A 25,998-nucleotide genomic window follows, 5' to 3' on the forward strand; every position below is an offset into this window, starting at 1 on the left:
CCGACATGCCAGGCACCAACGTCTCTCTGATCACCTGCTGCTTGAATTTTCGCGCGTACGTGCGACGGGGATGGGCTGCGCCCCCTGCGTTCGACATGGCTGACTGGCTCCGTTGATCTGAACGCCCTCATCATGCTTTGGAAAAGTCAGCATGGCGAAACGGTCGGGCCGAGCCGCTTACGCTCAGGCTGCGCTCGACGCGGCGGGCGTCGAAGGCGTGTTGCTGCTCGCGCGGCATATTCACGGCGATTGGGGGGACCTGCCGGTCGAGGATCTTGCAGCGAATGAATTAGCCTTGCTGACGGGAAAGCGGCTGCTTTCGAGCTACGATCTTCCAGACAGGCGCAGCAAGATCTGGATCATTACTGAAGCAGATCGTTCCGTGACTACGATTTTGTTAGCGGAAGAGTATTGATTGATATCCGCCAGTGGGCGAACCCAGCGCGCTGTATTCGGCTGGGTTCGACCCTCAAGGGACGATCGAAGTTGCCGGGACCGGCCGTTCAAACGATAGCCATCCGTGATGGTCGGCCGGAAAGTGCTAACGCCGATTCTTCAGTTGAGCGCCACTTACGATCTCCATCGCGGAGGTTCGCCAGTTGCCCAAACCACCAAAAGAAATGCGGCACTAAGCAGGACGACTGCTGAAAGAAAGGCTCCAAGCCGTCGGTCAGGGCGAAATACGTTCCCGATAAGAACAAGCGAAATGACGTACGCGATCAACAGCACCCAGCCTTGCCAAAGAACAGGAAATCCCCACCCCCAACCATGGGGCTTTGCCAGGAACCAGTAATGAGATGTCTCGTGCATTTTCAGTAACAAACGATAGTGGTGAATGACATTTCATTGAATAAAACGCGACCCCGGTCCGCAACGTAGAAACTGAAGCCATCGAGTAAACGCTATCGATCAAGGACTGTGAGGATTGTCGCTGGCGTCCGATGATGTTTTAGCGTTTGCGGATCGGCGACAAAGTCCGCTGGACTGTACTAAATCCGGTCGAGCGTCAGGCTAGCTTTGATTTGCCGTCAGCCATCCCTCCGCTCTCATCCGATCACGGGCCGCGTCGGCCGTCCACAGGAGCATCAGATTAATCCGAGTCGCGTGCGAATCTACGGTTATGGCAGCGATCATGCGAGATGGCACCATATTTTCGGACTCTCAACAGGACGGACACCGCATTGTGGACGATCTTCGCGATCCGGTCGACCGCCTCTTTATGGCCGACTGCCGTCTCATGCTGTTGGCAGGAAGCGACCCACAAGGGACGGTCATCGTTCACGGTAGCGGCCATTCAAAGCTCAACCGAACAGGGCAGACTAAGGGGCCGTCGCCGTAACAATCGGTTGGTAATAGCCAGTGACAGTTGGTGGGAGGACCTGTACGTCGTTGAATCCGACCTGCATAGCAAGAGTCGCTAACTCCTCGGGCGTGATAGCCCGATAGCGACCAACGAAATGGCTCAACTGCCAGTCAAGACCGTTCGTCTGACGGGTGATGTACAAATGGACTGTGTAACGCCGAGCGTCTTGCCAGTCCCAGACCTGATGCACAATGCGGCGAAGACCGTTGTCCATGAACAGTGATGGTGGCAGCACAATCGGTCGCTGAGTCAGCAACGTGCCGTAGTCCCTCAAGCTAACAAAAATCTTACCCTGCGCTCTTAGACATCTGAGCATTGCCGTCAGCGCTTGGGCGATCTCCTCGTCGCTATCCAGGTGCGGAATGGCGTTGTCGAAAGCCACAACCGCGCCGTAATATTGCGCCTTGCACGTGGCGAGCAGCCTCATGTCGTCCACGCGAAATTTGACGCTCAGATTTCGCAGAGCAGCCTCCCGCGCCGCTCGCTCAACTTCCATCTTCGATATATCTGTACCCTCAACCTCATACCCCGCGCGTGCGAGACTCAACGCTTGTGTACCGATTCCGCATGCGCAGTCGAGGATGGCGCCGAGCACACCGGATTCGCTTATGAGCGGCGCCAATACCGCACGTTGACGCTCGATCGCCTTATCCCAATCGTCGAAAATCAGGTGATAAGAGGATGCCATGTCATCGTAGAAGCTCTCTGCGGATCGAGTCATGAAGCGCCCTTAAATTGCAGTAGGTACTTGATTGTCAGCGATGTACGAGCGCTAGTCGAGTGACCGAAGTTGGCCGAACTCTGCCCGATGTCTACCACCAATGCCGGCTATACCGGCATCAGCAACCCGCTCAATTCCCTGAGCGTCTGGCCAGACGACCCGCCAGACGTTCGACGATCTCGATCACCATCGTCCGGTCATTCCCACTGAGCTTCGCCAGAAGCTGACCAACGTACTTCCCCTGATCACTGCTGCGCGTGCTGGCCCCGGTTAGCAGATCGGCCGCATCGCACCCGAAGATTTCGGCCAGCTCCACCAGCCGGGCAACGGTCGGCATCACCAAGCCGCGCTCCATGCGCGAAACCGCTTCGTTGCCGATTCCCAGTAACTCCGCAACCTGCTCCTGTGTCAGGCCACTCTCCAGCCGGTGCTTTGCAATCGCCCGGCCAATCAGGCCTGCAAGCTCATCCAGATCTATCCGCGCCATGTGCTCTCCCATTCGACCTGAATGGTTGAACACCCGACCTTTTAAATTAAGGACTCTACAAGTTGATACTAAACTTTTAACGATGAATTGCCGTTATCCCGTGTGACGGCACTTATCACCGCATCAGCAAGAAATCTTAAAAACCAGACAGGAACTGCAAAGCATGAAGAACCGCAGCTACACCCGCGTTTCCCACCTCGTTGTGCCCGCCGCCCTGACACTTCTACTCGCTGCATGCGGCAATGGCACCCCGAGCGAATCCGCTGCGAAACAAGCCCTGGAGGCCAATCTGGACGGATGCCAATACATCACTGTGTCGGATTTCAGGAAAACGAATGGCATTGCCGGAGATGATCCGAATAGCTACCGTGTCGAAGCCAGCTACGCCTACAAGCTTGATCCCCACGACGGCGATCTGAGCGACGCGCTCAGGCAATTTGCAGAAAACTACGACAAGCTGCAAAACCTCAACGCCGACATCAGGAAGCGCGAAGCACAGTTCCGCAGCGACGCCCAGGCGTGGGCTGACGCCCATCAGAACGATCCCGGCTATAGCGCTAACCAGTACTTCGACAAGCTCAATGAGCTTGAGGCTGGCGACCAGGACTACCAGAACGAGAAAAAGCAGGCGACGCCGCTGATCGTCGCACTCAACCAGAGCCGGGCACCTGATGTCTTCCTGAACAAGGTGCAACACGCCTGCCCGGACGTGCCGAACAACGTTCTCGCAGATTTCTTCCGCCGTAAAGGTGCCGTCGATCAACTGGCGGATGGCATGACCCAGGACTACACGGGAACCATCCCCATGATCAGGACCGACAACGGCTGGCAGTTAGCGCGCTAGGACCGGCGTGACTTCGGGGCCGTCTGGTTACAGACGGTTCCTCCCTGGCAACACCACTCAGACATAAGGACCATAAGCATGAAAAAACGATTCATTACGGGGATTGCGCAGCTTGCGCTGGGCGCTTCATTGGCATTTTCTCTTGCAGCATGCGGAGGCGGTTCCAGCTCGCCTTCGTCTATGTCGAGCCAGCCCACGACGACTGCCGCGACGTCGATGACAGGCACCATCGCCATCGGTACCGCGCTGACTGGCGCGACGGTCGCCGTCACTGATGCTAACGGCAAGACGGTTTCCGCTACCTCGGGTGCCAACGGTACCTACAGCGTTTCCCTGACCGGGCTGACCGCGCCGCTCCTGATCACCGCGGCCGATCCGTCAGGCGTGTCGGGTACGCTGTATTCGGTCGTCGCCAGTGCCAGCACCGCCAATGGTGCGCCGGTGACGGCGAACGTGACGCCACTGACGACCGCTGTTGCCGCTCTCATGACTGCATCGGGTAATCCGGCGACCCTGGCCGGTAACGCATCGGCGATCACGTCATCTGCCATTACTACAGCAGAAGCGACCCTCGATGCCGCAATCGCGCCGATCCTGTCCGCCAACAGCGTTCCGGCCTCGTTCGATCCCCTCGCCACGATTTTTACGCCGAACCAGACCGGCGCGGATGCCGTGATCGATTCGGTAGCAGTCACGCCCTCGGCCTCGGGTTCCGGGTTGCAGATCACAAGTCTTGCCAATCCCGATACGGCGATCCAGCTTAGCTCCAGCACGAGCGTATCCACCGCGCTTGCTGCACCTGCCCAGCCCGCGAACTATCTGGCGAGCCTGCAAGCCTCGCTGGCAGCCTGTGCGTCGGACGTTCAGGGTGGGACTACGGACACATCGGACAGCGGCTGCACGACGGCGATCGACGCAAGCTATCTGAACAACGGTGTCGGTACGGGCGTTGCCGGCTTTGCGAAGCGCCACACGCTTTTCACGAAGGGCACGGTACTGACCGGCATCAAGACGGTCGCGTTTGTCCCGGCGGGTACGCTTGCCGGCATCAGCAATCCGGCGGCACTCGTTTATCTGCTGATGACCGATCCAGACGGCACGCCCGACTTCGGCCTGGATTACGTGCAGCAGTTACCCAGCGGCCAATGGGACATCATCGGCAACCAGCAGCAGGACAGCACCTACATTGCGTCGTTCCTCGGCCAGGTCCAGTACACAGATTCGGCGGATGAAGCCAATGCGCACTACGAGTCGGGTCTCGATATCCAGATTCCATCTTCGGTGACGGTCAACGGTGCGGCCACCAGCGTCGGTTCCGCCGTGGTGACGGGACCGGGCCTGCCCACTGGCGGTCTGTGGCTCCAGACCGCTGGTAACGGCACGGGCGCTGGCTATCTGCAAATTCCGACGGGTACGCTAACTGCACCGCTCACGAATACCAACAGCCGCGTCAACGGCGGCATGTCCACGACCTACAAGTGGGCGTGGGCGCCGATCTCGGGCAGCACGACGTCGTTCTCGCCGAATAGCCTGCCGGAATATGCCTCGTCGTCGCAGGACGTCTCGACGATCACGAACTTCGGCGTCTACACGGTCACGCTGTACAGCACGACCGGCACCGAAATTCGTTCAGAGCAGATCCAGAACATCGCCCGTAACTACGCGGCAGCGGCAGGCGGCACGGTAGCGTGGCAGACGCTCGGCAACGACGTGATAGCGAACTACCTGACGCCAGGTGGTTCCGGTACGCAAAGCACACCGGGTACGTCGGCCTCGCTCGACTGGACGACCCCGGCCAGTTCGTTCTATCCGAACTTCTGGGCATCGATCAATTCGCTGGGTGTTGCCCAGGCCAGCGTACCGGCCACGACCTATGATGCGACGGTATGGGGAGCGAGTACGGGCAACACGCCGTCGCCGTTGACGTTCAACTCGCCGTTCGTTGACAACCTGACTCCTGCAGCCGCGACGGCAGAGCAGGCCGTGCAGGTACAGCTCGGCTGGCAGGCTGACGGCGAGTATTACGTCAACACCTGGCAATACGGCAATCCGTAACGCAAGCCTGTAGGCACCGAGGAACCCGTGTTGCAGCGGGTTCTTTTTTTTGTCATCGCATTCCGTGTCAGCGACCGTGGCCCCTTCAATCGGAAACCCTGGACGGCATAATCGCTGCATCGAGGCGACGATGAACGAGCGAAGCCAATGTCAACAGATCTTCAGCGTCACCTTTCGACATCTCCCACGATACCTTCGGGGCATGCGCCGTCGTGTTTCTGAACATTCCGAACATGCCCTTTATCAAATTGGCAAAGCCACGCTGTTCGCTAAGCTGGCTCTCGGTTTTCAGTTGATTGATAGCGAGCATTGGCGGGTTGCCCCCCAAGGCACGGTCAACCAGCGCCGCACCATCATCCGTCAAGCCAGTCCTATTGCGAAGTTTCTCCGCTACACTTTTCGTTGCCTCCAGCACGGCATGGAAGTAATTGTCGGCAACCAGTTCCGTCCGGCAAAACGCCAGAACATCTGCATGGACGCCACGGACATCAGATCCCCACGTAAGTCATCCGCGCGGCGGACTGCTTCCGAGATCGTTGAGACCCGCTCGCTCGACACCAACTCGCCACTCGATTGATGGTTCACGGGGCGTCGGGCGCCAGGCTTTAAAAACCATCGGCCTTCCCCAGAAATCGTAACCGCCGCCTGAAACGGCATCGCCCGGGCGTCATTCGCCGCCCCTTGCGCGCAAACGCCCGGTTGGCGCGCGGCAGGCGGCGCATACGACAGGCAAGCGGGTTTCCGGAGTCGGGAAACGAGTCCGTGTTAAGTCGTCCTCGAGCCAGGTGATATCCGACAAACACCCGGGGAGGGCGGGATCGGGCAGTATGCAGCCCGAATTAACGTGGGGCGGCGTTCGTTCAAAGCTCCCGACCTCCCCGAAGCGCGTCGCTGAGCTCGTCCACCGCGTAGGGTTTGCGCAGTGTGCTGCATGGAAAGTGCGGCAACACGTCGTCGGACAATTCGTCGCCCGACGCGAATATGATCTGCAGGCCAGGGTGCACCGCGACGGCCTGTTTTGCAAGCTCAAGTCCGGAAACGCCGGGAAGGTTCAGATCAGTGAGCAGGACATCGAATCTCCCAGCATCGAGCCGCTCCATGGCCTCACACGCATTCGTCGCCTTTGCCGCACTGTGACCGAGCATATGGAGAATTTCGCAGACCGCCTCTAATGAAGCCGCATCGTCTTCTACGACCAGGACATGCAATGGCCCCGCAGGTAATGCGGCAGTACCAGACCGAGCGGCGTCCGCATTGCCAGACGCTACGCTGATCGCCTCGCCTGGCGTGCCGAGAATACTGCGCAGCTTGTACGCAAGTTCTTCCTGGCTATAAGGCTTGCTCAGCAGTTCAACGCCGGGGTCCAGCCGTCCTCCATGCACGATCGCGTTCTGGGTGTAACCGGAGGTGAAAAGAATCTTCAGGTGCGGCAACAGCAGGGCTGCCTCGCGGGCCATTTCGGGACTTCGCAGCGTGCCCGGCATAACCACATCCGTAAAGAGAACGTCGATGTGAACACCGCTTCGTATCACGGCAAGCGCCTGCTCCGCGTCGTCGGCCTTCAGAACCGCATAGCCCAGGTCCATGAGCATGTTGACGACCGTTGACTGAACCCTGGCATCGTCCTCCACGACGAGGATGGTCTCCTTGCCGCCCCTCATGACTGTGAGGCCGTGTCTTGCGTGCGGATCAACAGCCGTTTCCGTTGACCTTGACAGATAAATCCGGATGGTCGTGCCGTGTCCCACTTCGCTGTAGATCCTGATGTGTCCACCGCTCTGCTTGACGAATCCATAAGCCATGCTCAGACCCAGGCCCGTACCCTGACCTTCGGGCTTGGTGGTAAAGAACGGATCGAAGGCACGCTCGACAACCTCGGCAGGCATGCCGACGCCTGTATCGGTCACGCCAAGCATCACGTACTGGCCAGGCGGGACATCCGGGAAAGGACGCACATAGCGGTCGTCCAGCATCGCGTTGGTCAGCTCAATGGTCAGACGCCCTCCTGTGGGCATCGCGTCGCGCGCATTGATAGCCAGGTTCAGCAGCACATTCTCGAGCTGGTGGGTATCGACCAGCGTGTTCCACAGCCCCGCTGCCACCACCGTCTCCACATTGATCGTTTCACCCAGCGCGCGAGCAAGCATGTTATCTATTCCGTGCACCACCGCGGAAAGATTGACGACAACCGGGCGCAACGCCTGCCGCCGGCCAAACGCGAGGAGTTGCGACGCGAGTTTCGCCCCCCGCTCGACGGCATCGATCGCATGAGCGAGCCGCTCGCCGCTCCAGGCGTCCCGGCGATGCCGGTTCTCGAGCAGTTCGAGGTTACCCCTTAATACCTGCAGGACATTGTTGAAGTCATGCGCGACGCCCCCCGTCAGCTTGCCGATCGCTTCCATTTTCTGTGCCTGGAACAGCGCGGCCCGGGTTTTTTCCAGAAGTTCATTGGCCTCGCGCCGTTCGGTGATGTCCCGCGTGATCTTGGCAAATCCCAGGAGATGTCCGTCGTCGTCACGGATCGCATCGAGTACCACGTGTGCCCAGAAGGTCGTCCCGTCCCGACGCACGCGCCGGCCTTCCGCTTCGAACCGGCCCTCACGGGCAGCCGTCTCAAGGCCGCGCCCGGGTAAGCCCGCAGCGGCGTCTTCGGGCGTGTAGAACCGTGAGAAATGCGAACCGACAATCTCTTCGGCGCTGTACCCCTTGATCCGCCGGGCACCGCTGTTCCAGTTCGTCACATATCCGTCGGGCGAGAGCATGAAGATGGCGTAATCGGTCACCCCTTGCACCAGCAGCCCGAAGCGCTGCTCGCTTTCAAGCACGGCCTCGTGCGCCCGGCGCTTCTCGCTCACGTCGCGCACCGCCTGAACGGCGCCGTCGAACTGTCCCTGGCCATCGCACAGGGCGGTAGTGACCACGCTCGCCCAGAAGGTGCTTCCGTCCTTTCGGCGGCGCCATCCTTCCGAGTCGTGACGCCCCGTTTTCCGGACACTGTCCATCACCGCATCGGGGAAACCATCACGCCGGTCCTCATCCGGATAGAGAACTGAAAAATGCTGGCCAAGGATTTCCTCCGGCTGGTATCCCTCGATGCGCATACCGCCCTCGTTCCAGCTGGCTACCCTGCCGTCGGGGTTCATCAGGAACACGGAATAGTCCACGGTCGACCCTACCCACCGCCGGGTCCAGTCGCTTGTATCGGGCTGCTTGTTCGTCGGTTCGGGGGTCGTCATCTGTCGGGTGCATTGCTTGCGTATCTGTTTCCGGAACACCAGTTCCGGGGCCTGACATAGAAATCCGGTATGGCGATCTGGGCCCACATCACCTGTACGGGAGTCGATTCTATCAGCGCAAGGCAGAAGAGCACATGGATCAGAACTTGCTTGGTGCACCCGGAACTTATGGGCAATAAAAGATGATCAGAGTACTGCTGGTGGACGATGAACCCGCCATCCTGGAGGCGCTGCAACTGGCCCTCGCGGAATATGGACTGGAAGTGCACACGGCTGCCAATGGCGCCCGTGCGCTCGAATCGCTCGCGCTGTGGCAGCCGGACGTCGTCGTCTCGGACTGGATGATGCCGGTGATGGACGGCGGCCGCCTCGCGCGGGAACTCAGGCACGTGCCAGCGCTGGCCGACATGCCGGTCTTCCTGATGAGTGCGCTGCAGCCGCCTAGCGACCTGCCCGTCGATGAATTCCTGCACAAGCCGTTTGGGGTACTGCAACTCCTGCGGCTCATCTACCGGCATGCTCCCGGCCGGCCGGGACATGTCGACATGCGCGCCCCGGGACGGTGACCGGATGCCGGCTGCCCGACGTCCAGCTTCAGGGGTTGCGTGGCTCGGGGTTATATAGGATTCTTACAATTCTTCCTGTCGCGATTACATCACGGGACGGCGTATGAGAAGGCAGGTGCGCTGTAAAAAATAAATGGGCCTGGGGGAGGGAGGGCATGTCATCGTCTACAGAACGCGAAACCGAGCAAAGCCGTCTCACGGCGCTCGCGGAGTACGGAATCGGATCGGCGCTCGCGGACCCCGGTTTTGATCGTCTGGCGCATCTTGCCGCCAGTATCTTCGGTGTGCCGATCGCACTGGTATCGCTGGTCGAGGCCGAGCGGCAGCTTTTCGCCGCGAGTGTGGGGCTGGACGTGTGTGAAACGTCGCGCGACGTGTCGTTCTGTGCCCACGCCATCCGTGGCGACGACATCATGGTCATTCCGGATGCCCGCACCGATGCGCGTTTTCATAACAATCCGCTGGTGACCGGCGCACCCTTCATCCGCTTCTACGCGGGCGCGCCGCTGCGTACGGCCACCGGCCACGCGCTCGGCACGCTGTGCATCATCGGGCATCAGCCCCGCGAGAATTTCAGTGAGCACGACGCGCGCAACCTGCGCGATCTCGCCGCGCTCGTGCTGGACAAGCTCGAGATCCGCAGACTGGAAATGGCGCGGCGCACGAGCCAGTTCCGGTTCGAGAAGATCGCGGGTACCTCGCCCGATGCGATCATCTGTGCGGACGACCAGGGCCTCACAACGTTCTGGAATCCGGCGGCCGAGAAGCTGCTGGGGTATCGGGGCGACGAAATACTGGGCCGCAGCATCGACCTCATCGCACCGGAGCAGTTCACCGCCCGTCTGTACCAGCTCGCCGCGGCTGGCGAATCGCTCACCGAGGGGCGTACCGTGGAGATGATGGTGCGGGCGGCCGACGGGTCGATGATCCCGGTCGAGCTGTCCGGCTCGATGTGGCGCGAAGACGGTCGCCCCGGGTTCGGCGCAATCCTGCGCGACATTACGGAGCGGCGTCAGAACGAGCAGCGGCTCCTGCGGCTGGCCCATATCGATCCGCTGACCGACCTGCCTAACCGGACGATGCTCAGGGAGCAGGTCGAGCTGGCGCTCGGTGAAGAGATGACTGCATGTGTGATGATGGTGGACCTCGACGGATTCAAGGACGTCAACGACAGCCTGGGCCACCCAGGCGGCGATGCGGTTCTGGTTAATGTTGCCCGCCGCCTGCAGGCCTGTGCGCGTCCGGGCGACACGGTCGCCCGGATGGGGGGCGATGAATTTGCGATCCTGCTGCCGGGAATGCCTGATGCGGTCGGGGCCGGCCAGATTGCAGACAGCGTGATCGAAGCCGTATCACAGCTGCTAACGATTGACGGACAGCCCGTGAACATCAGCGCGAGTGTCGGCGTCGCGATGTTCCCCGGAGATGGACTGACAGTAAGGGAGTTGCTCTCCAGCGCTGACCTCGCGCTTTACCAGGCCAAGGCGGAGGGCCGAAATTGCCGGCGTTTTTTCAGCGCCGACCTGCGCGAGGCCGCGACGCTCAGGCGCGCCTATCAGGGCGAGCTTGCCAAAGCGCTCGCGCAGCAGGAGTTCGAACTGTACTACCAGCCCCAGGTGAGACTGGCCGACCGTGCACTCGTGGGCGCCGAGGCGCTGCTGCGATGGCGCCATCCGGAAAAAGGCCTGCTGGGCCCCGGGGCATTTCTCACCGCGATAGAAGCGGGCCTGCTCGCGCCGCAGATCGGTGACTGGATCATCCGCACGGCATGCGCGCAAGTGGCGCAATGGCGCGGGACGGTCCCGGACTTCCGCATGGGCGTCAACCTGTTCGGTGCGCAGTTTCGCACGGGCGATCTGGCGGACAAGGTACTTGCTGCATTACAGGCGTTCGACCTGCCCCCTGCTGCGCTCGAACTGGAAATTACCGAGAACATCATCCTGCGCCACGATGAGCACATGCTCCGGCCGCTCCGGGAACTGCACCAGCGCGGCGTGGGCATCGCCTTCGACGATTATGGTACCGGCTATGCGTCGCTCAGCATGCTCAAGCGCTATCCGTTGTCACGGCTGAAGATCGACCAGACGTTCGTGCGCGCCATGCTGGAGTCTCCTCCGGACGCGGCCATCATCAGGGCGATCCTGTATCTCGGCCACAGCTTCGGCCTGGAAGTGATTGCCGAGGGCGTCGAAACGGAGGAGCAGGCCGCACGGCTGCACAAGAAAGGATGCGAGACCGCGCAGGGCTTTCTGTTCGGCAAACCGATGCCCGCTGAGGAGTTTGCGCGGCAGTTTGTTATTCATGGCTCGCTGATCAGTACTGCTCGGCGTTAGCACCACCACGCCTGTAGCAGATATCGCCCAATTTGCTCACTCAAGGGTCGTGGGTACCCGCTTTCTATCGACACCTCAACGGTAGAACGAATAAGCGGAACTGTCCGCGCTGCTGAGCGCTGACGCATGCGCAAGCGCGTCCGACTCGACGCCTTGGACATCGACAGTCAATGAGATCTGCACGGGTCGGGCCCAACAACATCGAGCGGTTCACAAGCACCGACGACCAATAAATCAACGTCACTTCGTTTGAAGACGATCGCCGGCGCGCACCGAAGAGTGCCCAACATGCGCCTTCGCATCTTCCGGCGCATTCCGATTCCATACAGGGAGCAAAATGTCGCTCCCTTTATGGCTACAAACCGCGCCGGTTATCTGGCTTCGCTGATTGCCCCTGACCTTACGCTCCAGCCGCCTTCAGGCGCAGCATCGTTCGGGGATGAACCTTGAACTGATCTGCTACCTCGGCGGCCGACTGGTAACGAAGTAGTTCAAGTGCCTGTGACCGCTGCGCCGGCGAAAGCGTCCGGCGTCGACCCAGCTTGCTTCCCCTGGCACGCGCCGCCGCCAGGCCTGCGCGGGTTCGCTCACTGATCAGGTTCCGCTCAAACTCGGCAAGCGCGGCCATCATGTGGAAAATCAGGACGCCGCCGGACGAACTCGTATTGATGGATTCGTTCAACGAGACGAATTCGATGCCCCGCCTTTCAAGGCGGCCGATCAGATCCACCAGTTTGCTGAGCGACCTTCCGAGCCTGTCAAGTCGCCACACGACAAGCGTGTCACCCTCCGCTGCTGCAGCCAGCGCAGCATCCAGCCCACGCCGGCAGAACTCAGTGCCGGATACCCCGTGGTCAGTGAAGAACTCGTTGCACCCTGCCGCGCGCAACGCATCGAGTTGCAGTGCAAGGCTTTGTTCGTGAGTTGAAACGCGTGCATAACCGATTTTCATAATGTTTTTCCGGGAAAGGATGGTCTCCGCCTAACTGGTGGCGAATGAAGCGGCATGTTGTTTTGTTCCCCCGGCAATGCCGACACCACCCAGTTGACAAAAACGGTCCTTTCTGTCTCCCGGCAGATTCAATGGCGCGGGCACCGCCTTCGTGCCGCCCCGCCATGATCATCTATTCGTCTAACGATATTGGCAAAAAGGACCGATTTTGTGCCACGGAGTTTGGCAAACGAACTGAAGGAATTGTAAAAATTTGTGCGCAATGCCGCGGGCGACCGCGTGTTTTTGCCGCCCCGGGAGTCGCAATGCCTGCGCTTGAACGCATGACCACGGAAGTGCCTGACCACGACGGACTTGCTGCGCTGCCGGGCGACCGGGTTATCGAAGCATGCAGCGATGCATTGATGCCGCAGTCTCATGACGGGCAGACCGCCCAGGCGGTTTTCATCGCCATGCAGGAAGATCGGCTGTTCTTCCGGCATGAGTCGATCTGCTCGATTCAAGCTCCCGCACAGACGCTCTATCGCGAGGTGCTGGTGCGGATGAAGGCGGATGACGTGGTCCTGCCACCGGGCCGCTTCATTCCGGCGCTGGAAAGACTTTCGCTGATGCGCCCATTCGACTGTTTCGTCCTCCGCCGCACGATCGATGCGGCCCGGGCTACGCCTGGAGTGAAATTCGGCTGCAACGTCTCGGCCCAGAGTGCGCGAGACGATCACTGGTGGGAATCACTTTTTTTCGAACTGGCGGCGGAGCCCAACCTTGCGGCCCGACTGATCGTGGAAATCACGGAATCGGCCCCGGTGTCCCCTATTGATGCCCGCGCATTTGTGCGGCGTTTAAGGGCATTGGGTGTCCGCGTTGCCGTCGACGATTTCGGCGTCGGCTTTTCCGCCGATGCAGTGCGCGTGTCCGCGCCCGACATTATCAAGCTGGACCGGTCGTTTATGCGACGTATCCGCCAGGGGACCTTTACCGTTGACCAATTGGGCCGCCTGGTCAGGATGGCACGTCACGTCGCGCCGGTCATCGTCATTGAAGGTGTCGAAACGGCCGATGACGCCCTGATCGCTCTCGATGCGGGCGCGCAGTGGATTCAGGGTTATTACCTCGACGCTGCCGATACGCGGTCTCCAATGACACGTTGATCCGTGACGTTGACTTTCTCTCAGGCTCCGGCACGTCCTCGGAATAGCCGGAGCTTTTGGCCGGTTCAAACCGGCCTCTTTTATTCGTGGAATGGGTTCCGGGCGGCACAGGAGAGTTAATCCCCGCGCCCCGGTTCGTGACCGATATGAAAACTGGAGCACCACACTTCGTCGCAGGCCTTCTTTTCTGTTTTTCGACAGCCTGTCATGCCGGGCACGAAGCTACCTTCTCTTACCCGGTCTCTCCGAAGACGGCAATTGCGAATCCGGAGCGCGTCGAGTCTGCCGCCTTCCCCGGCCGTGGATGTCTCGGAGCAAGCGTGTTCCTGCTGCCAGCGGTGTTCGGCGATGCTGGAATGCGCGAGTTCGTTCGCGCAGACGGTACACGGACGACCTGCGCGTTCCATACCGCGAATCCGGGCTCATCGGGCGCGAGTCTCCCGGACACGGACGAATTTCAGCTTGCTCCAGGAATAACCCGTCCACAGACAGGAAGCGGCCCCGAAGACGCGTTGCCCTCCTCGTCGACGAGAACAAGTCCCCCACCGCCAGAAGCGAGCCCGGAAACCAAGGGTGCCGCCGCCCCGAAGCTGGCGCAATCTCTCTCGGCTATATCTACGCCGGGCCAGGCGGATCGGGCTTCCAATAGAAGCCGTTCCATTCCGGCGAACAGGGGCGCCGGGCGAACAAACAAAACAGTGTCTTCGGCAGAATACCGGTGGGTTCTCTTCGTATCTGCGACGGTTCTGGTACTCGCTCTACTGGCGTTGCTCGGCGCGGGCGGCATGCTCCTTTATCGCCGGTGGTTTAGCGAACGTGCGACCCTTGCCCGCGCAGTCAATCGTGGATTGAGGCGTAACGAGTTCCACCTCGAATATCAGCCTGTCTTCTATACCAGTACCCGCAAATGCATTGGGCTGGAAGTGGCGCTGCGTTGGAAAAACGTTGCGTATGGCCTTCGCGGCGAGACGTGGTACATGGACAAGCTCGTCGATCGCCGTTCAGCGAGGAAAATCGTCGCTTTCGTTCTTTCTACTGCCGAGAGGGAACTGGGCCATCTCGCCGATGGTCGCCAGTTGTATCTGATGGTCAATCTATGGAGAACGTGTTTCGAAGACGAAAACTGCCTTTCTCTCGTCGCGGCAACCGCGAAGTCCTTCACGTCCTGTCGGTTGGTGTTCCAGGTTAAAGCTGAGGACCTGTCCCGGCAACTGGACAACATCGCGCGCCTACATGAGGATAAGGTTCGCATTGCCGTGTCGGGGGTAAGGGCCGGGACGTCGATAACCGCATCCGCGCTGCCCGTCGATTTCGAATTCATCAAGGTAGATCGGGATGTGATGGGGCTGGACGAATCAGATCGCCTCCGGACGCTCCAGGCCATAGCTGCTGCAGGGCGTCAGCTTGACGTCGCTGTTATCGCTGATGGCGTGGAAGGAAGCGGCCAGTACCATGCCGTCACGCGTGCAAAAATCGATCTGGCGCAAGGTTTTTTCCTCGGTAAAGCGATCTCCGCAGGTCAGCTGCCTGCGCTTTTTGAGAAGTTTGACTGGTGGCAAGGAAAGCACGTTTCGACGGCGAACGCAGGCCGTCTCGCATGAGGACCAATCAAAATGTCAGCGCCTCGCGTCGCCTCTGTTCGACCACGCGCTCGCGATGTTTCAAAGCCGCAGTATCGACTGGTCGCGACATGCCGGTTGTCTCGTCCGATCTGGAGAGCCATTGCCGTGAGGAGAAATTTGCAGTCGTCAGCATATCGCATCGAGTCACAAACTGATCACGGTAGGACTCCGTAACAGTCGCGTAACGATCTGGCTTGCAACGGGAAGAATGGCGATACTGCCCGGCGATTTGTCATTGGTGTCCCGTCACCCGCTGCCCGCGCATATCCGAACTTCTGGGCGTCGATCAATTCGCTCGGCACTGCCCAGACCAGCATACCGGCCACGACCTACGATGCAACGGTTTGGGGGGCAAGTACGGGCAACACACCGTCGCCGCTTTCGTTCAACACGTCGTTCACTGACGTGCTGACCTCGACTACAACCGTGACGGCAGAGCAAGCCGTTCAGGTGCAGCTCGGCTGGCAGGTGGACGGCGAATATTACGTCAACACCTGGCAGTACGGAAATCCGTAACGTATCGTTGAGACGTTTTGTGCAAGTGAGAAGAGCCAAACTGCATGGCTCTGCTTTTTTGGTTGGCTCCAGCAGCAACGTGCGGTCTGCCCGACCACTCCCGGCGCTGCCCCCCATGAAGCTCCGTCTGCCGACGGCCGCCACCAGTTGGAGCACTTGTTTGTATCCAGCCGTGCACTCGCGACGCGATCATGAATCAGAGAACCTGCACAAATGCATGATAATGATAGAGATTTTCATTATCAAAATTTCAGGAAAACTAGATTTTTTATCTGTCATTCGATATCGTCCGAGTCATCGTGAAGGAGAACAACGTGAAAGGCGATCCGAAAGTTATCGAATACCTGAATGCCCAGCTAAAAAACGAGCTGACCGCCATCAACCAGTATTTTCTGCATGCGCGGATGTATAAGCACTGGGGGCTCAACGAACTCGGCAAGCACGAGTACGACGAGTCGATTGGGGAAATGCGACACGCGGACTGGCTCATTCAGCGGATCTTCATGCTCGACGGGCTGCCCAACCTGCAGGATCTGCACAAATTACTGATCGGGGAAACCGCGCCTGAAATCCTGAATTGCGACCTGAAACTGGAACAGATCTCACAGACAACCTGCAAGGAAGCCATCGCATTCTGCGAATCCGTGAGCGACTTCGTGTCGCGCGAAATCTTCGTCAAGATTCTCGATGACACCGAAGAGCACATCGATTGGCTTGAAACGCAGATCGACCTGATCGACAAGGTCGGCCTCGAAAACTACCAGCAATCGGCTGTCGGTTCTATTGCATCCTGAAGACTGAACGCGGCACATTGATCCGGTGCGCAGGCGGCTTCTATTGCGTTAGTGCGTAGGCTTTGTCACAAAGCCAATCCTGGTCAGCCCACCGGCCTGAGCGGCCGACATCACGTCCGCAACCCGCTCATAGGGCACCTTCCGGTCCGCACGCAGATGCAGTTCGGGTTGCGGCGTCGCCTGGGCCGCCCCGGCGATCTTCGCGCGCAGCGTCGCGTCGTCCACCGGCTGATCTCCCCATAACACGGTACCGTCGACGCGGATCGACACATCGATATGCGCCGGCTTCACGTCCTCGGGCTGGCTGCTCGCGTGCGGAAGGTCGATCTTCACGGCATGCTGCATGACCGGCACCGTCACGAGGAAGATGATCAGCAGGACGAGCATTACGTCGACGAGCGGCGTCATGTTAATCTCGCTCATCACGCCGTCGCCGTCATCGTCGGAAAAATCGCTCACGGCCATGTCGCGGCTCCGTTGTCGTCCCCGGCGTCGATTTTCGCGCCGGGCGAGGTCACCAGCTTCATGTCGGGCCGCGAGGCTGTTCCCAGCCGCGAGCCGGTCACGAAATACGCAAGTAGTCCGTGAGCAAAGCGGTTCAGCTTCGTCACGATGCCCTTGTTGGTCCGCGTGAGCGCGTTGTAGCCGAGCACGGCCGGAATCGCGACGAACAGGCCAAAGGCCGTCATGATCAACGACTCGCCGACCGGACCGGCCACGTGATCGATGGTCGTCTCTCCGGTCGCGCCGATCATGATCAGCGCGTGGTAGATGCCCCAGACCGTGCCAAACAGGCCAACGAACGGCGCCGTGCTGCCGATTGACGCGAGAATCGCAAGGCCGGACTGCGGCCGTGCCACGATGTCGTCCATCGTGTCCTTCAGACAGCGCGTGACCCAGTCGGAAATGTCCATGCGGTCGTGCAGTTGTGGCTGCGTCTGACGATGGTGCTCGGTGGCCTCCCTGCCCGACAACGCGAGCGCGAGCAGCGGATTGCCGGTGTATGACGAACCGCTGTCGCCGAGCTTGTGCAGTCCGGCTTCGAAGTCGTCGGAATGCCAGAACGAACGCTCGGTATCGCGCACAGCACGCCTCAGGCGCACCACATTCCAGAGCTTCAGGACGATGACGGTCCACGACGCCAGCGACATCAGGGCAAGTACAATCAGGATGCCCCGTGTGACGAAGTCGCCTTGCTGCCAGACGTTTGTCAGGCCATAGTGCTCCATGTTGACTCCCTTTCTTCAGATAGGTTGGCTCAGTCGTCCAGACTGAAGGTGAACGGTTGCGAATAGGCGGCGCGGACTGGCTTGCCGTCTTCCGTGTAGGGGCGGCAGGCGCTGGCGTGCACGCATCCAGTGCTGCGCTGTCAAGTCTCGGGTAACCGCTGCTCTTCTGGAGCTGGATGTCCTCGATGCTGCCGGTCAGCCCGACTACAAACCGGATCACAGCGGTACCGGTTTCGTTCATGCGCTTTGATAGGTACGGGTACTCAGGCTTCGCGATGTTGCAGTCGAGGTGAGCCACGTTCTTCGGCGCGCTGATCGCCAGCGTTTGCCGGCCGATGGCCGGAGCAGACGGTGCCGCTGCAGCTGGATTTGCCTGCGCGGCCGGTGCGGGGTCTGCTGCTGCCACTGGAATGGGCGACGGCGCATCACTGGGCCTGGCTGGAACGGGCGTGGACCTGACCGGCGTCACGTGGTGCTCGACGGGACGCTGCTTCGGATGGGGCTTGGGCGGGACCGGCTGCGGCGGTGCGGACGACTGGAGTGCCGCAGGCGTCACCACGGGTGCCGGGGTTTCGCTGATGAGCGAAGCGGTGATCGTCTGCGACTCGACGGGTTTCTCGACAATCTTGTCGCGCGCGGTCAGAACAAAAACGAGCAGACCAAGGTGGGCAGCGAGAACGAATCCGGCAACCACCGCGGCGCGGCGCGCGGGCGTTTCGATGGCGAGATCAGGCGTGGCCCTGGGGAATGCGTTCATGGGTGTGGTCGTATTCATTGGCTGAGCCACTGGCTCTTGCTGGCCTGTTCAAGGTTGGGGGTACCTGGCCGGCCCCCGGTAGCCTGCATCGGTATGCCATGGGACCACGAAGAACTTTCGGTGTGGCATCAACACGCCTACGGTCAACTGACCTTCACAATCCACGGTGTCGTCCGGATGCTCACCCCAACACGCACATGGACACTGCCCCCGTCTCGCGCGATTTGGCTTCCGTCATACGTCGATCATGAATTACACGCTGTAGGCAAGTCTGAACTCTGCAATGTGTATATCGAGCCGGACATGTTTCCATGGCCATGGACCAAGCCAGCCATTATTGTCGTTACGCCGCTGATACGTGAGTTGGCCGTGCTGGTGAGCGAGGGCGGGGGCGAATACAGCCTAGAGAGCCGTGCGGCTCGTTCAGTTTCCTTGTTGCTGGAGGTGCTTGCCGGCCAGTCTTCTCTGCCCGAAAGCGGCGTGCCTCTTCCACGTGATGAGCGGTTGCTGAAAATCTGTGAACACATGATGAACAATCCCGCGAGCGAACGATCGCTCGATATGTGGGGCGAGCAATTCGGAGCAACGGGAAGAACGCTCGCAAGCCGCTTCAAAGCGGAAACCGGCTTGACATTCGGTATGTGGCAACGCCAGTTGCGCGTGGCCGAAGCAATCACACGCCTTGCCGATGGACAAACCGTCGCGAAGGTCTCGAACGACCTCGGTTACAGCACACCCAGCGCATTCATCGCCATGTTTCGGCAAGTAACAGGGGATTCCCCGCGGCACTATCTTTCATCGAAATAGATGCGCCCAATCTAGTCCGTCCGGTAGTCACGTCATCGCTACTGACAGAAGGGATGGCGGCATACGCACGACCCCGCTTGGGCCGGACACGTGTAGTTCCGGGAATATAGCGCTACGGACCTATGGCGACCATGCTCGATGAGGTGAACCGAACCCGCCGAGAAAGCGTAATCCAGGGATTCAGATGGCGTGGCCACTGACGATCGTCCCCGGATGCCTGATCGCTGGTTGCATGGTATTTGATCGCTAGGCCGCGTCGAACATACCCGTATGCGCGGCGTCGGCTATTGTGTCGGACCGGGCAGAACAATTTATCGCCGCGTACCCGGATATCCCCAACGACTAAAGCGCATCGTTGCCCGAATCACCCGTACATTGCCCACAGGGGGGCCACGATCCGAATCTACGACCTGGTTAAGTACATGTGGTTCACCTCCAGACTTGCCAAACGTCATCCAGACCGAAGCACTCGACAAGCTTGAATTGCGCCGAGATATAACCTGGATCCGCAGCCTTCCTGTACAGCGAATCGCCTCCGCGTCTGACTGAGGTACGCCCTCGCCGTTTTCGTAACATTCTGCCGCACGTTTCATAGCGAATCAGCTTGTGGCGGGAAACGAGCGGCCGAGGCACCTGTGGGTCAGATGGCGTAGTCGACCCACATGAGCCATTCACAAAAAGCGTGCGCCGGTCTGCCTCAGAATTCAAATCGTCCATTCGCGTGCTTTTCCCAGACGCGTAGCCCTTTGTGCCCCTCAGGATCGATCATCCCAAAGCTGGCCCCCGCCGGCGGAGATTGCACGGGTGAGCACGTGGTAACACCCTCACTGCAGAAGCGGACTCCGCCGGGCTGCCTTGACAGTCGTCGCCGGAATGTTGCGCCCAAAGTCTGTCAGACCTGCGTGTTCAGTATGCAAAGCTGATAGGCGTCCCGCCATTCGGATGAGGCACGATGCCCATCGGTATGCCGTAGATTTCCTCCAGCGTGTCTGAACGCATCAGATCGGCGGACGGTCCGCTCGTCAGCAGCCGGCCGCCTTTGAGCGCGATGAGATCGTCGCAGAAGCGGCCGGCCATGTTGATGTCGTGCAGCACGACCACGACGCTCAAGCCCTGCTTTTCACTCAGCGTGCGCACGAGGCTCAGCACCTCGATCTGGTGAGCAATATCGAGCGCGGAGATGGGTTCGTCGAGCAGCAGACAGTCGCTGTCCTGCGCCACCAGCATCGCCAACCAGACACGCTGGCGCTCGCCACCGGACAGGCCGTCCACCGGACGATCCGCGAAACGCACGACGTCGGTCAGCTCCATCGCTTCGGTTACCTTCGCGCTATCACGCACGCCGAAGCGGCCCAGCGCGCCATGCCACGGGTAACGGCCAAGCGATACCAGTTCGCGCACCGTCATGCCATCCGCGGCGGGCGGCTGTTGCGGCAGATAAGCCACCTTGCGTGCGAGTGCGCGGTTGCCCCACTGCGCGAGCGGCGTGCCGGCAAAGCGTACGCTGCCCGTGGTCGGCCGTTGCTGGCGGGCGAGCAGCATGAGCAGCGTGCTCTTGCCCGAGCCGTTATGGCCGATCAGCCCGCACACACGCTGCGCCGGCAGCGTCAGACTCAACGGGTGCAACAAGGTACGCCCGGCGACGCTGAACGAGACGCCGTCGATTTCATACACGGGGCGCGCGGCAGCGCCGGTTCCGGTCATCCCAGCCAATGAGTTCATATTCCGATGCGATATGTTTATAGTCGATGGGGTGCAGGCGCTCAAAGTGCGGCCCTGCCACGCATCATCAGCCACATGAAATACAGTCCGCCGAGCAGCGTCGCCAGCAAGCCAACAGGAATCTGGAACGGAAACAGCACGTTGCGGCCGAGCCAGTCGGCCAGCACCATGATGAACGCGCCCAGCAGCGCGGCACCGGCAAGCTGCGCGATAGCGCGCCTGAAACCCAGCATGCGGGCAAGGTGCGGCGCCATCAGGCCGATAAAGCTGAGCGGGCCCACCACGATCGTCGCCACGCCCGTCATCAACGCCGCGAGCAGCAGCAAGGCGAGACGGCTGAGACCGGGCTGTACGCCAAAGTTTACGGCGACGGCCTCGCCGAGCGGCAGGATGTCGAGCCAGCGGACAAACACCGCTGTTACGGTTCCAAGAACGGCCAGTGACAGGCAAGCGGCCACCGCGTCGCGCGCCGTCACGCCATACGTCGAGCCCGCCATCCACGCGAGCAGCCCACTCATATGCGGGTCGTCGCTCGCGAGCAGTACCGTCACGAGCGCGCTGAAAGCGGTGCCGAGCGTGACGCCCACCAGCAGCATCCGCTCCGGCGCAAAGCCGTAGCGCCTTCCGAGCGCGAGCATCGCAAGCAGCGTCACGAACGCGCCCGCGCCGGCCGCGCCGGTTTGCAACAAACGGCCAGCCTCGGGCGTCGCGAACAGGAGTGCGATCAATCCGAGTGACGCGCCTGCCGAAATGCCGAGCACTTCGGGGCTCGCCATCGAGTTGCCGGTCACGCGCTGCATGATTGCGCCCGCAACGCCTAGCAACGCGCCGGCCGCCAGCGCGGCGAACACGCGCGGGCCGCGCCAATGCAGCATCGCATCGAGACCGCCGCCGAGCGACCAGTGCCAGCCGCCCGTCGTTGCCCCTAACAAAAGCCCGAGCACCACGACCGCCACGAGGATAACGACGCCCAAGACAATCCATACAGGCAGGCGCAGACGATTCTGATGCAGTTCGTGCGGCGACATGTCGACGGTATCCGGCAACGCGGGCAGTCGCGGCAGCAGCCAGAACAGGAACGGCGCGCCAACGAGCGACATTACGGCGCCGGTGGGCACCCCCGACCATGCGCCAGAGAACATCTGCACGAGCTGGTCGGTGAGCCACAGCAGCGCCGCGCCGAATAGCGGCGCCCAGACGAGCCGGTCCCGGAAGCGGCGCGCCCCCGCGAGTCTGACGATCATCGGCGCGAGCACGCCAAGAAAACCGATCACGCCGACCGACGCCACCACCGATGCGCCCAGGAACACCGCCAGCGCCAGCGCGGCCCCGCGCACGAAGCGCAACGAGACGCCCAAGCCCCGTGCGCTGTCGTCCGCGAGCGACATCATCGCCAGCGGCCGCGTAAGCGCTGCGGCGAGACACGCGCCGGCAACGAGGCGCGGCAGCAGCGCGCGCGGCGCATCCCAGTTGTTCTGGTTCAACGAGCCGGCCCCCCAGATGAACAGCGACTGCAGATCGTCGTGATGAAACAGCGTCAGCACCGCATCGATCGAGCCGCAGTAGAAGTTTACGATCAGCCCGGCCAGAATCAGCGCGACGGGCGACAGTCGGCGGCGCCATGCAAGCGCCACCACGATCAGCATGGCCAGCGCCGCACCGCCAAGCGCCACCCACTCCTGACCGAAGAAAAGCCACTGCGGCGCGAACAGCAGCGCCAGCGAAAGAGACAGCGACGCCCCCGCCGATACACCAAGCGTCGTTGGCTCAGCGAGCGGATTTCGCAGCACCTGCTGGAAGATCACGCCGGCCAGCGACAACTGGGCGCCGCTCAGCAAACAGGTGGCGAGGCGCGGCAGCATGCTTTCATGCACGACGATCTGGCGCATGTCGTGCATATCGGGCGAGACGAGTGCCTGCCACCATAGGTCCATCGGCAGCAGCGTGCCGATCTGGTGCAGCGAGAGCAGCAGCGCGCCGCAGGCCAGCACCCCGGCAAGCCACGCCGGGTGCATCGAAAAACGGCGCAACGCGGCGCGCATCGCGATCGATTCAGCCACGCCCGCGCCCCTTCTGCCGATCGAGCGCGACCATACCCGCGGTCAGTTCCCTGGCAAACTGCACCGCGCATGAAGTTGCACCATAAGCGAAGAAGCCCGGCAACGGCACGAAGCGTTGCGTCTGCACGAACGGCAGGTGCTGCCAGAGCACGCTGCGGCTCAGGTTATGCAGCGCGATCTGATCACGCTCGCCGTGACTGATGTAGTACATCTGCGCGTCGCCCATCGTGGCGAGTCCTTCGATGCCGAGCAGCAGATAGCCCGAATCGGTTGAGCCGCTCCAGGCGTTGCGCACGCCAAGCCGGTCCATCGCGTCCTGCGTCATGCTGTTCGGGCCGTACAGATACAGATGCCGGCCATCGTCGTAGAGATCAACGATCAGCACCGGCGCTGCTGCGGTGAGGGTCGACACGGTGGCCGCGCAGGCGGCCAGTTGCGCATCGACTTCTTTCAGATACCTGCGCGCCACCTCTTCGCGGCCTAGCAACGCGCCAAGGCGCTGTGTCTCCGCGACCGCACGCGCAAAAGGTCTGCCGCGCTGCGCGTTATAGATGTCGATGGTGACGGTCGGCGCAATGCTGCTCAAGCGCGGGGCGAGATCGCTCTGATTGGCGTCGATGACGATCAGATCCGGCTTGATCTGCTGCAGCAGTTCCAGGTTTGGCTCGCTATGCGTACCAAGTTCGAGCACACTCGCCGGCATGGCGGGCAGCGCGCCGCTCAGCGGATAGTCAGCCCGCTCGGCGATGCCGATCGGCACGATGCCGAGCGATACCAGGATTTGCGCTCCCGCCCAACTGAGCGAAACGACGCGCGGCGCGCTGCCCGCCACGCGCCCGCTCGCCAATGCACTGACTGGCGAGGCGAGTCCGGACGCAAACGGCGCCATGGACCATCCCCCGAGCATGCCGAACGCGCCGAGCGTACCCAGCGCACTCAGGCAGCGGCGGCGGCCAGGACTGGTGGAAGAAGTAGTGCGAGTCATGAGAGGCGGCACCTCTTCAGGATGCGCAGCGCCCGCTGCGCGCCCGTCATCCGGCAAAGATCTTCGCTGTGCCATGCGTATGTGCGTGTTCGTTCTGCAAATCGGTTCCGTTGCCCTCTTCGACGACCTGGCCGTAATCGAGCTTCACGTAGCGGTCGGCGAGGTGAAAGTAGCGATCGTCGTGCGTGATGACAAGGATCGTCTTGCCTTTCTCGCGCAGATCCGGCAAGAGATGCCGGTAGAAGACTTCCTTGAACACCGGGTCCTGGTCCGCGGCCCATTCGTCGAATACGTAGAACGGCCGGTCTTCCAGGTAAGTGACTAGCAGCGCGAGCCGCTTTCTTTGTCCCTGAGACAGTTCAGTCGTCGAGAACACGCCGTTCTCGATCCTGACCTTGTGATCGAGATGCAGGTATTCGAGCAGCGCCAACGCCCGGCTGTCGAGCCCGTCGAGCTTCATGCCCAGCAGCGTATCGAACAGGAAGAAGTCACCGAAGACGACCGAGAAGTGCTGCCGGTAAATATCGCGCTCCGCCTCGCCGACCGGCTTGCCGTTCAGCAGGATGCGCCCGCCTTCCGGTGCATAGAGGCCGACCAGCATCTTGGCAAGCGTCGTCTTTCCGCTGCCGTTGCCGCCGATCAGATAGACGAGTTCACCCGGCTTGAACGCAAGGTCGATCGGCCCCAGCGTGAACACTTCGTCCTCTTTCTCGCGGTAATAGCGGTGTGTGACGTGTTCGAGCACGATGCTGTCGAACGACGTGGCCGGCTCCGCAGCCAGCGTATTCTCCGATGGCAGATCTTCGTTGATCTGATTGATGCGCTCGATCGCGACCTTCGCCGAGCTGATGGTGGGCAGCGCCGAAAGCAGCCCCTCGATCGGCATGATCATGTACAGAAAGATCATCGCGTAGCCCGACATGACGTGGCCGGACACCGGATACAGCCGCGCCAGCACGAACAGCACGCAGCCAATGAACGCAAAGAAGATGAAGCTGCCCCAGCTAGCCGCCGCGGCATACAGCACGTAGCCACGCGTGCGCTGCACCCGTACGGCTTCGACGTTGGTGGCGAGCGTGTCGTCGATGAACGCCTGCTTGCGCCGGCGATGCAGTTTCAGCTCTTTCGCGCCGTCGAAGAGCGCGCGGAAATCCTTGACCAGATCGTCCTCGCGCCGCCGCGAACTGCGCAGGTGAAACGCCGCGCGGCTATTGGCCAGATGAAATCCAAGCGAGCCGATGAACACCGTGACGACCGCGAACAGCAGGATCTGCCAGGACAGATACCCCAGATAGGCCAGGCAGCCGGCAATGACCGCGCCCTGCATCGCCAGATTCGGCAGGCTCACAAAAAAGACCACGATCGTATCGAGATCGTCGGTCAGCACGGACAAGGCTCTTGAGGAACCCTGCCTTTCAAGGTTCTGGTAGGAGGCATCGCCAATGCGGCGGATGGTGCCCATGCGCAGCGTGGCCTTGGCGCTCTGCCCAAGGCGCATGAAGAGCGTCGAGGACACCGCGCGCGTGACCAGCACGAGCACGCTCAGGCCGAGGAATTTCAGACCGAGCTCGCCCAGCCGCTGCTGCGACGCGCCGAGCGCCTGGTTGATCAGCGCCACCAGCCCCGCGCTGCTCAGGCCGCTGATGACGCTTGTCACGATCGCGATGAACAGCGTCTGACGCGAATTGCGGATCAGATAAAGAATGAGCGGCATAAATCCTTTTTACGTCGATACCGGCGCACCGGCTGCAAGCCAGCAACTGGTGCACCGGTATCGATCGCTTCGTATTGCCGGGACGGT

20 protein-coding genes and 1 pseudogene are annotated in these 25,998 nt (G+C 61.0%); 9 read left to right on the top strand and 12 right to left on the bottom strand.

The window, feature by feature from the left end; translation table 11 throughout:
- Positions 1-151: 151 nt before the first annotated feature.
- Positions 152-415 carry a hypothetical protein gene (locus FQ755_RS27040; RefSeq protein ID WP_144158085.1) on the top strand — a complete coding sequence of 88 codons (264 nt, stop codon included), beginning with the start codon at positions 152-154 and terminating at the stop codon, positions 413-415.
- 904 nt (positions 416-1,319) lie between these two features.
- On the opposite strand, the gene FQ755_RS27050 is transcribed toward FQ755_RS27040, so the two are convergent.
- Positions 1,320-2,084 (bottom strand): class I SAM-dependent methyltransferase, encoded by a 765-nt coding sequence (locus FQ755_RS27050; protein WP_144158087.1) that lies wholly within the window; start codon positions 2,082-2,084, stop codon positions 1,320-1,322.
- A 130-nt stretch (positions 2,085-2,214) separates the two neighbouring features.
- Positions 2,215-2,571, bottom strand: coding sequence for a helix-turn-helix domain-containing protein (locus tag FQ755_RS27055; RefSeq protein ID WP_144158088.1), 357 nt, complete (start codon positions 2,569-2,571; stop codon positions 2,215-2,217).
- A gap of 163 nt (positions 2,572-2,734) precedes the next feature.
- Between FQ755_RS27055 and FQ755_RS27060 the strand changes: the two genes are divergently transcribed.
- Both FQ755_RS27060 and FQ755_RS27065 read left to right on the top strand, forming a co-directional pair.
- A complete protein-coding gene (locus tag FQ755_RS27060; protein ID WP_144158089.1) occupies positions 2,735-3,415 on the top strand; it encodes a hypothetical protein in 681 nt (226 codons plus the stop codon).
- A gap of 78 nt (positions 3,416-3,493) precedes the next feature.
- Positions 3,494-5,470, top strand: a complete 1,977-nt coding sequence (locus FQ755_RS27065) for a cell wall anchor protein (RefSeq protein ID WP_144158090.1) — start codon at positions 3,494-3,496, stop codon at positions 5,468-5,470.
- A gap of 85 nt (positions 5,471-5,555) precedes the next feature.
- On the opposite strand, the gene FQ755_RS38335 is transcribed toward FQ755_RS27065, so the two are convergent.
- Positions 5,556-5,933, bottom strand: coding sequence for a TIGR02391 family protein (locus FQ755_RS38335; protein ID WP_313957480.1), 378 nt, complete (start codon positions 5,931-5,933; stop codon positions 5,556-5,558).
- A 397-nt stretch (positions 5,934-6,330) separates the two neighbouring features.
- Positions 6,331-8,706, bottom strand: coding sequence for a PAS domain S-box protein (locus tag FQ755_RS27075; RefSeq protein ID WP_144158091.1), 2,376 nt, complete (start codon positions 8,704-8,706; stop codon positions 6,331-6,333).
- A gap of 182 nt (positions 8,707-8,888) precedes the next feature.
- Here FQ755_RS27075 and FQ755_RS27080 point away from each other — a divergent pair, with 182 nt between their 5' ends.
- Positions 8,889-9,272 carry a response regulator gene (locus FQ755_RS27080; protein WP_144158092.1) on the top strand — a complete coding sequence of 128 codons (384 nt, stop codon included), beginning with the start codon at positions 8,889-8,891 and terminating at the stop codon, positions 9,270-9,272.
- A gap of 155 nt (positions 9,273-9,427) precedes the next feature.
- Positions 9,428-11,605 (top strand): putative bifunctional diguanylate cyclase/phosphodiesterase, encoded by a 2,178-nt coding sequence (locus FQ755_RS27085; RefSeq protein WP_144158093.1) that lies wholly within the window; start codon positions 9,428-9,430, stop codon positions 11,603-11,605.
- Positions 11,606-12,005: 400 nt separating this feature from the next.
- Here the strand turns inward: FQ755_RS27085 and FQ755_RS27090 are convergent, their stop codons facing one another.
- Positions 12,006-12,557 carry a recombinase family protein gene (locus FQ755_RS27090; RefSeq protein ID WP_144158094.1) on the bottom strand — a complete coding sequence of 184 codons (552 nt, stop codon included), beginning with the start codon at positions 12,555-12,557 and terminating at the stop codon, positions 12,006-12,008.
- A 164-nt stretch (positions 12,558-12,721) separates the two neighbouring features.
- Here FQ755_RS27090 and FQ755_RS27095 point away from each other — a divergent pair, with 164 nt between their 5' ends.
- The 3 genes from FQ755_RS27095 (at position 12,722) to bfr (ending at position 16,637) form a co-directional block, all read left to right on the top strand.
- Positions 12,722-13,705: an EAL domain-containing protein gene (locus FQ755_RS27095; RefSeq protein WP_260858885.1), complete on the top strand. Its 984-nt coding sequence runs from the start codon at positions 12,722-12,724 to the stop codon at positions 13,703-13,705.
- Between the two features lie 698 nt (positions 13,706-14,403).
- Complete coding sequence (locus FQ755_RS37625; protein WP_186308674.1) at positions 14,404-15,306, top strand: EAL domain-containing protein; 903 nt, start codon at positions 14,404-14,406, stop codon at positions 15,304-15,306.
- 851 nt (positions 15,307-16,157) lie between these two features.
- On the top strand, positions 16,158-16,637 hold the full coding sequence (gene bfr, locus FQ755_RS27110) for a bacterioferritin (RefSeq protein ID WP_144158096.1): 480 nt from the start codon (positions 16,158-16,160) through the stop codon (positions 16,635-16,637).
- 48 nt (positions 16,638-16,685) lie between these two features.
- Here the strand turns inward: bfr and FQ755_RS27115 are convergent, their stop codons facing one another.
- The 3 genes and pseudogenes from FQ755_RS27115 to FQ755_RS38795 all read right to left on the bottom strand — a co-directional run bounded on the left by FQ755_RS27115 (position 16,686) and on the right by FQ755_RS38795 (position 18,623).
- Positions 16,686-17,102, bottom strand: a complete 417-nt coding sequence (locus FQ755_RS27115; protein ID WP_144158097.1) for an ExbD/TolR family protein — start codon at positions 17,100-17,102, stop codon at positions 16,686-16,688.
- Positions 17,093-17,866, bottom strand: a complete 774-nt coding sequence (locus FQ755_RS27120; RefSeq protein WP_144158098.1) for a MotA/TolQ/ExbB proton channel family protein — start codon at positions 17,864-17,866, stop codon at positions 17,093-17,095. The genes FQ755_RS27115 and FQ755_RS27120 overlap by 10 nt, the downstream gene beginning before the upstream one ends.
- Positions 17,867-17,895: 29 nt before the next feature.
- Positions 17,896-18,623: pseudogene (locus tag FQ755_RS38795) on the bottom strand (energy transducer TonB).
- A 93-nt stretch (positions 18,624-18,716) separates the two neighbouring features.
- Between FQ755_RS38795 and FQ755_RS27130 the strand changes: the two are divergent.
- Positions 18,717-19,430 carry an AraC family transcriptional regulator gene (locus FQ755_RS27130; protein ID WP_144158099.1) on the top strand — a complete coding sequence of 238 codons (714 nt, stop codon included), beginning with the start codon at positions 18,717-18,719 and terminating at the stop codon, positions 19,428-19,430.
- Between the two features lie 906 nt (positions 19,431-20,336).
- On the opposite strand, the gene FQ755_RS27135 is transcribed toward FQ755_RS27130, so the two are convergent.
- Genes FQ755_RS27135 through FQ755_RS27150 form a run of 4 tightly spaced genes read right to left on the bottom strand, consistent with a single transcriptional unit; the run spans position 20,337 to position 25,911 of the window.
- Positions 20,337-21,152 carry an ATP-binding cassette domain-containing protein gene (locus tag FQ755_RS27135; RefSeq protein WP_144158101.1) on the bottom strand — a complete coding sequence of 272 codons (816 nt, stop codon included), beginning with the start codon at positions 21,150-21,152 and terminating at the stop codon, positions 20,337-20,339.
- 41 nt (positions 21,153-21,193) lie between these two features.
- Positions 21,194-23,212 (bottom strand): Fe(3+)-hydroxamate ABC transporter permease FhuB, encoded by a 2,019-nt coding sequence (fhuB, locus tag FQ755_RS27140; protein ID WP_222105789.1) that lies wholly within the window; start codon positions 23,210-23,212, stop codon positions 21,194-21,196.
- Positions 23,205-24,197 carry an ABC transporter substrate-binding protein gene (locus FQ755_RS27145; RefSeq protein ID WP_186308675.1) on the bottom strand — a complete coding sequence of 331 codons (993 nt, stop codon included), beginning with the start codon at positions 24,195-24,197 and terminating at the stop codon, positions 23,205-23,207. Before FQ755_RS27145 ends, fhuB begins: the two co-directional genes overlap by 8 nt.
- A 46-nt stretch (positions 24,198-24,243) precedes the next feature.
- Positions 24,244-25,911 (bottom strand): cyclic peptide export ABC transporter, encoded by a 1,668-nt coding sequence (locus FQ755_RS27150; RefSeq protein ID WP_144158105.1) that lies wholly within the window; start codon positions 25,909-25,911, stop codon positions 24,244-24,246.
- Between the last annotated feature and the right edge of the window lie 87 nt (positions 25,912-25,998).

The sequence above is a fragment of the Paraburkholderia sp. BCC1885 genome (genome assembly GCF_900996235.1).
In the GTDB taxonomy this organism is placed as follows: domain Bacteria; phylum Pseudomonadota; class Gammaproteobacteria; order Burkholderiales; family Burkholderiaceae; genus Paraburkholderia.

What these genes read in the sequence shown, in the direction of transcription:
- FQ755_RS27145 (WP_186308675.1), bottom strand. Translation starts at nt 24,197, where the DNA reads ATGACTCGCACTACTTCTTCCACCAGTCCTGGCCGCCGCCGCTGCCTG.
- FQ755_RS27095 (WP_260858885.1), top strand. Translation starts at nt 12,722, where the DNA reads ATGATCATCTATTCGTCTAACGATATTGGCAAAAAGGACCGATTTTGT.
- FQ755_RS27115 (WP_144158097.1), bottom strand. Translation starts at nt 17,102, where the DNA reads ATGGCCGTGAGCGATTTTTCCGACGATGACGGCGACGGCGTGATGAGC.
- FQ755_RS27085 (WP_144158093.1), top strand. Translation starts at nt 9,428, where the DNA reads ATGTCATCGTCTACAGAACGCGAAACCGAGCAAAGCCGTCTCACGGCG.
- FQ755_RS27065 (WP_144158090.1), top strand. Translation starts at nt 3,494, where the DNA reads ATGAAAAAACGATTCATTACGGGGATTGCGCAGCTTGCGCTGGGCGCT.
- FQ755_RS27075 (WP_144158091.1), bottom strand. Translation starts at nt 8,706, where the DNA reads ATGACGACCCCCGAACCGACGAACAAGCAGCCCGATACAAGCGACTGG.
- FQ755_RS27060 (WP_144158089.1), top strand. Translation starts at nt 2,735, where the DNA reads ATGAAGAACCGCAGCTACACCCGCGTTTCCCACCTCGTTGTGCCCGCC.
- FQ755_RS27130 (WP_144158099.1), top strand. Translation starts at nt 18,717, where the DNA reads ATGCCATGGGACCACGAAGAACTTTCGGTGTGGCATCAACACGCCTAC.
- FQ755_RS27150 (WP_144158105.1), bottom strand. Translation starts at nt 25,911, where the DNA reads ATGCCGCTCATTCTTTATCTGATCCGCAATTCGCGTCAGACGCTGTTC.
- FQ755_RS27050 (WP_144158087.1), bottom strand. Translation starts at nt 2,084, where the DNA reads ATGACTCGATCCGCAGAGAGCTTCTACGATGACATGGCATCCTCTTAT.
- FQ755_RS27120 (WP_144158098.1), bottom strand. Translation starts at nt 17,866, where the DNA reads ATGGAGCACTATGGCCTGACAAACGTCTGGCAGCAAGGCGACTTCGTC.
- FQ755_RS27040 (WP_144158085.1), top strand. Translation starts at nt 152, where the DNA reads ATGGCGAAACGGTCGGGCCGAGCCGCTTACGCTCAGGCTGCGCTCGAC.
- FQ755_RS27090 (WP_144158094.1), bottom strand. Translation starts at nt 12,557, where the DNA reads ATGAAAATCGGTTATGCACGCGTTTCAACTCACGAACAAAGCCTTGCA.
- FQ755_RS27080 (WP_144158092.1), top strand. Translation starts at nt 8,889, where the DNA reads ATGATCAGAGTACTGCTGGTGGACGATGAACCCGCCATCCTGGAGGCG.
- FQ755_RS27135 (WP_144158101.1), bottom strand. Translation starts at nt 21,152, where the DNA reads ATGAACTCATTGGCTGGGATGACCGGAACCGGCGCTGCCGCGCGCCCC.
- FQ755_RS27055 (WP_144158088.1), bottom strand. Translation starts at nt 2,571, where the DNA reads ATGGCGCGGATAGATCTGGATGAGCTTGCAGGCCTGATTGGCCGGGCG.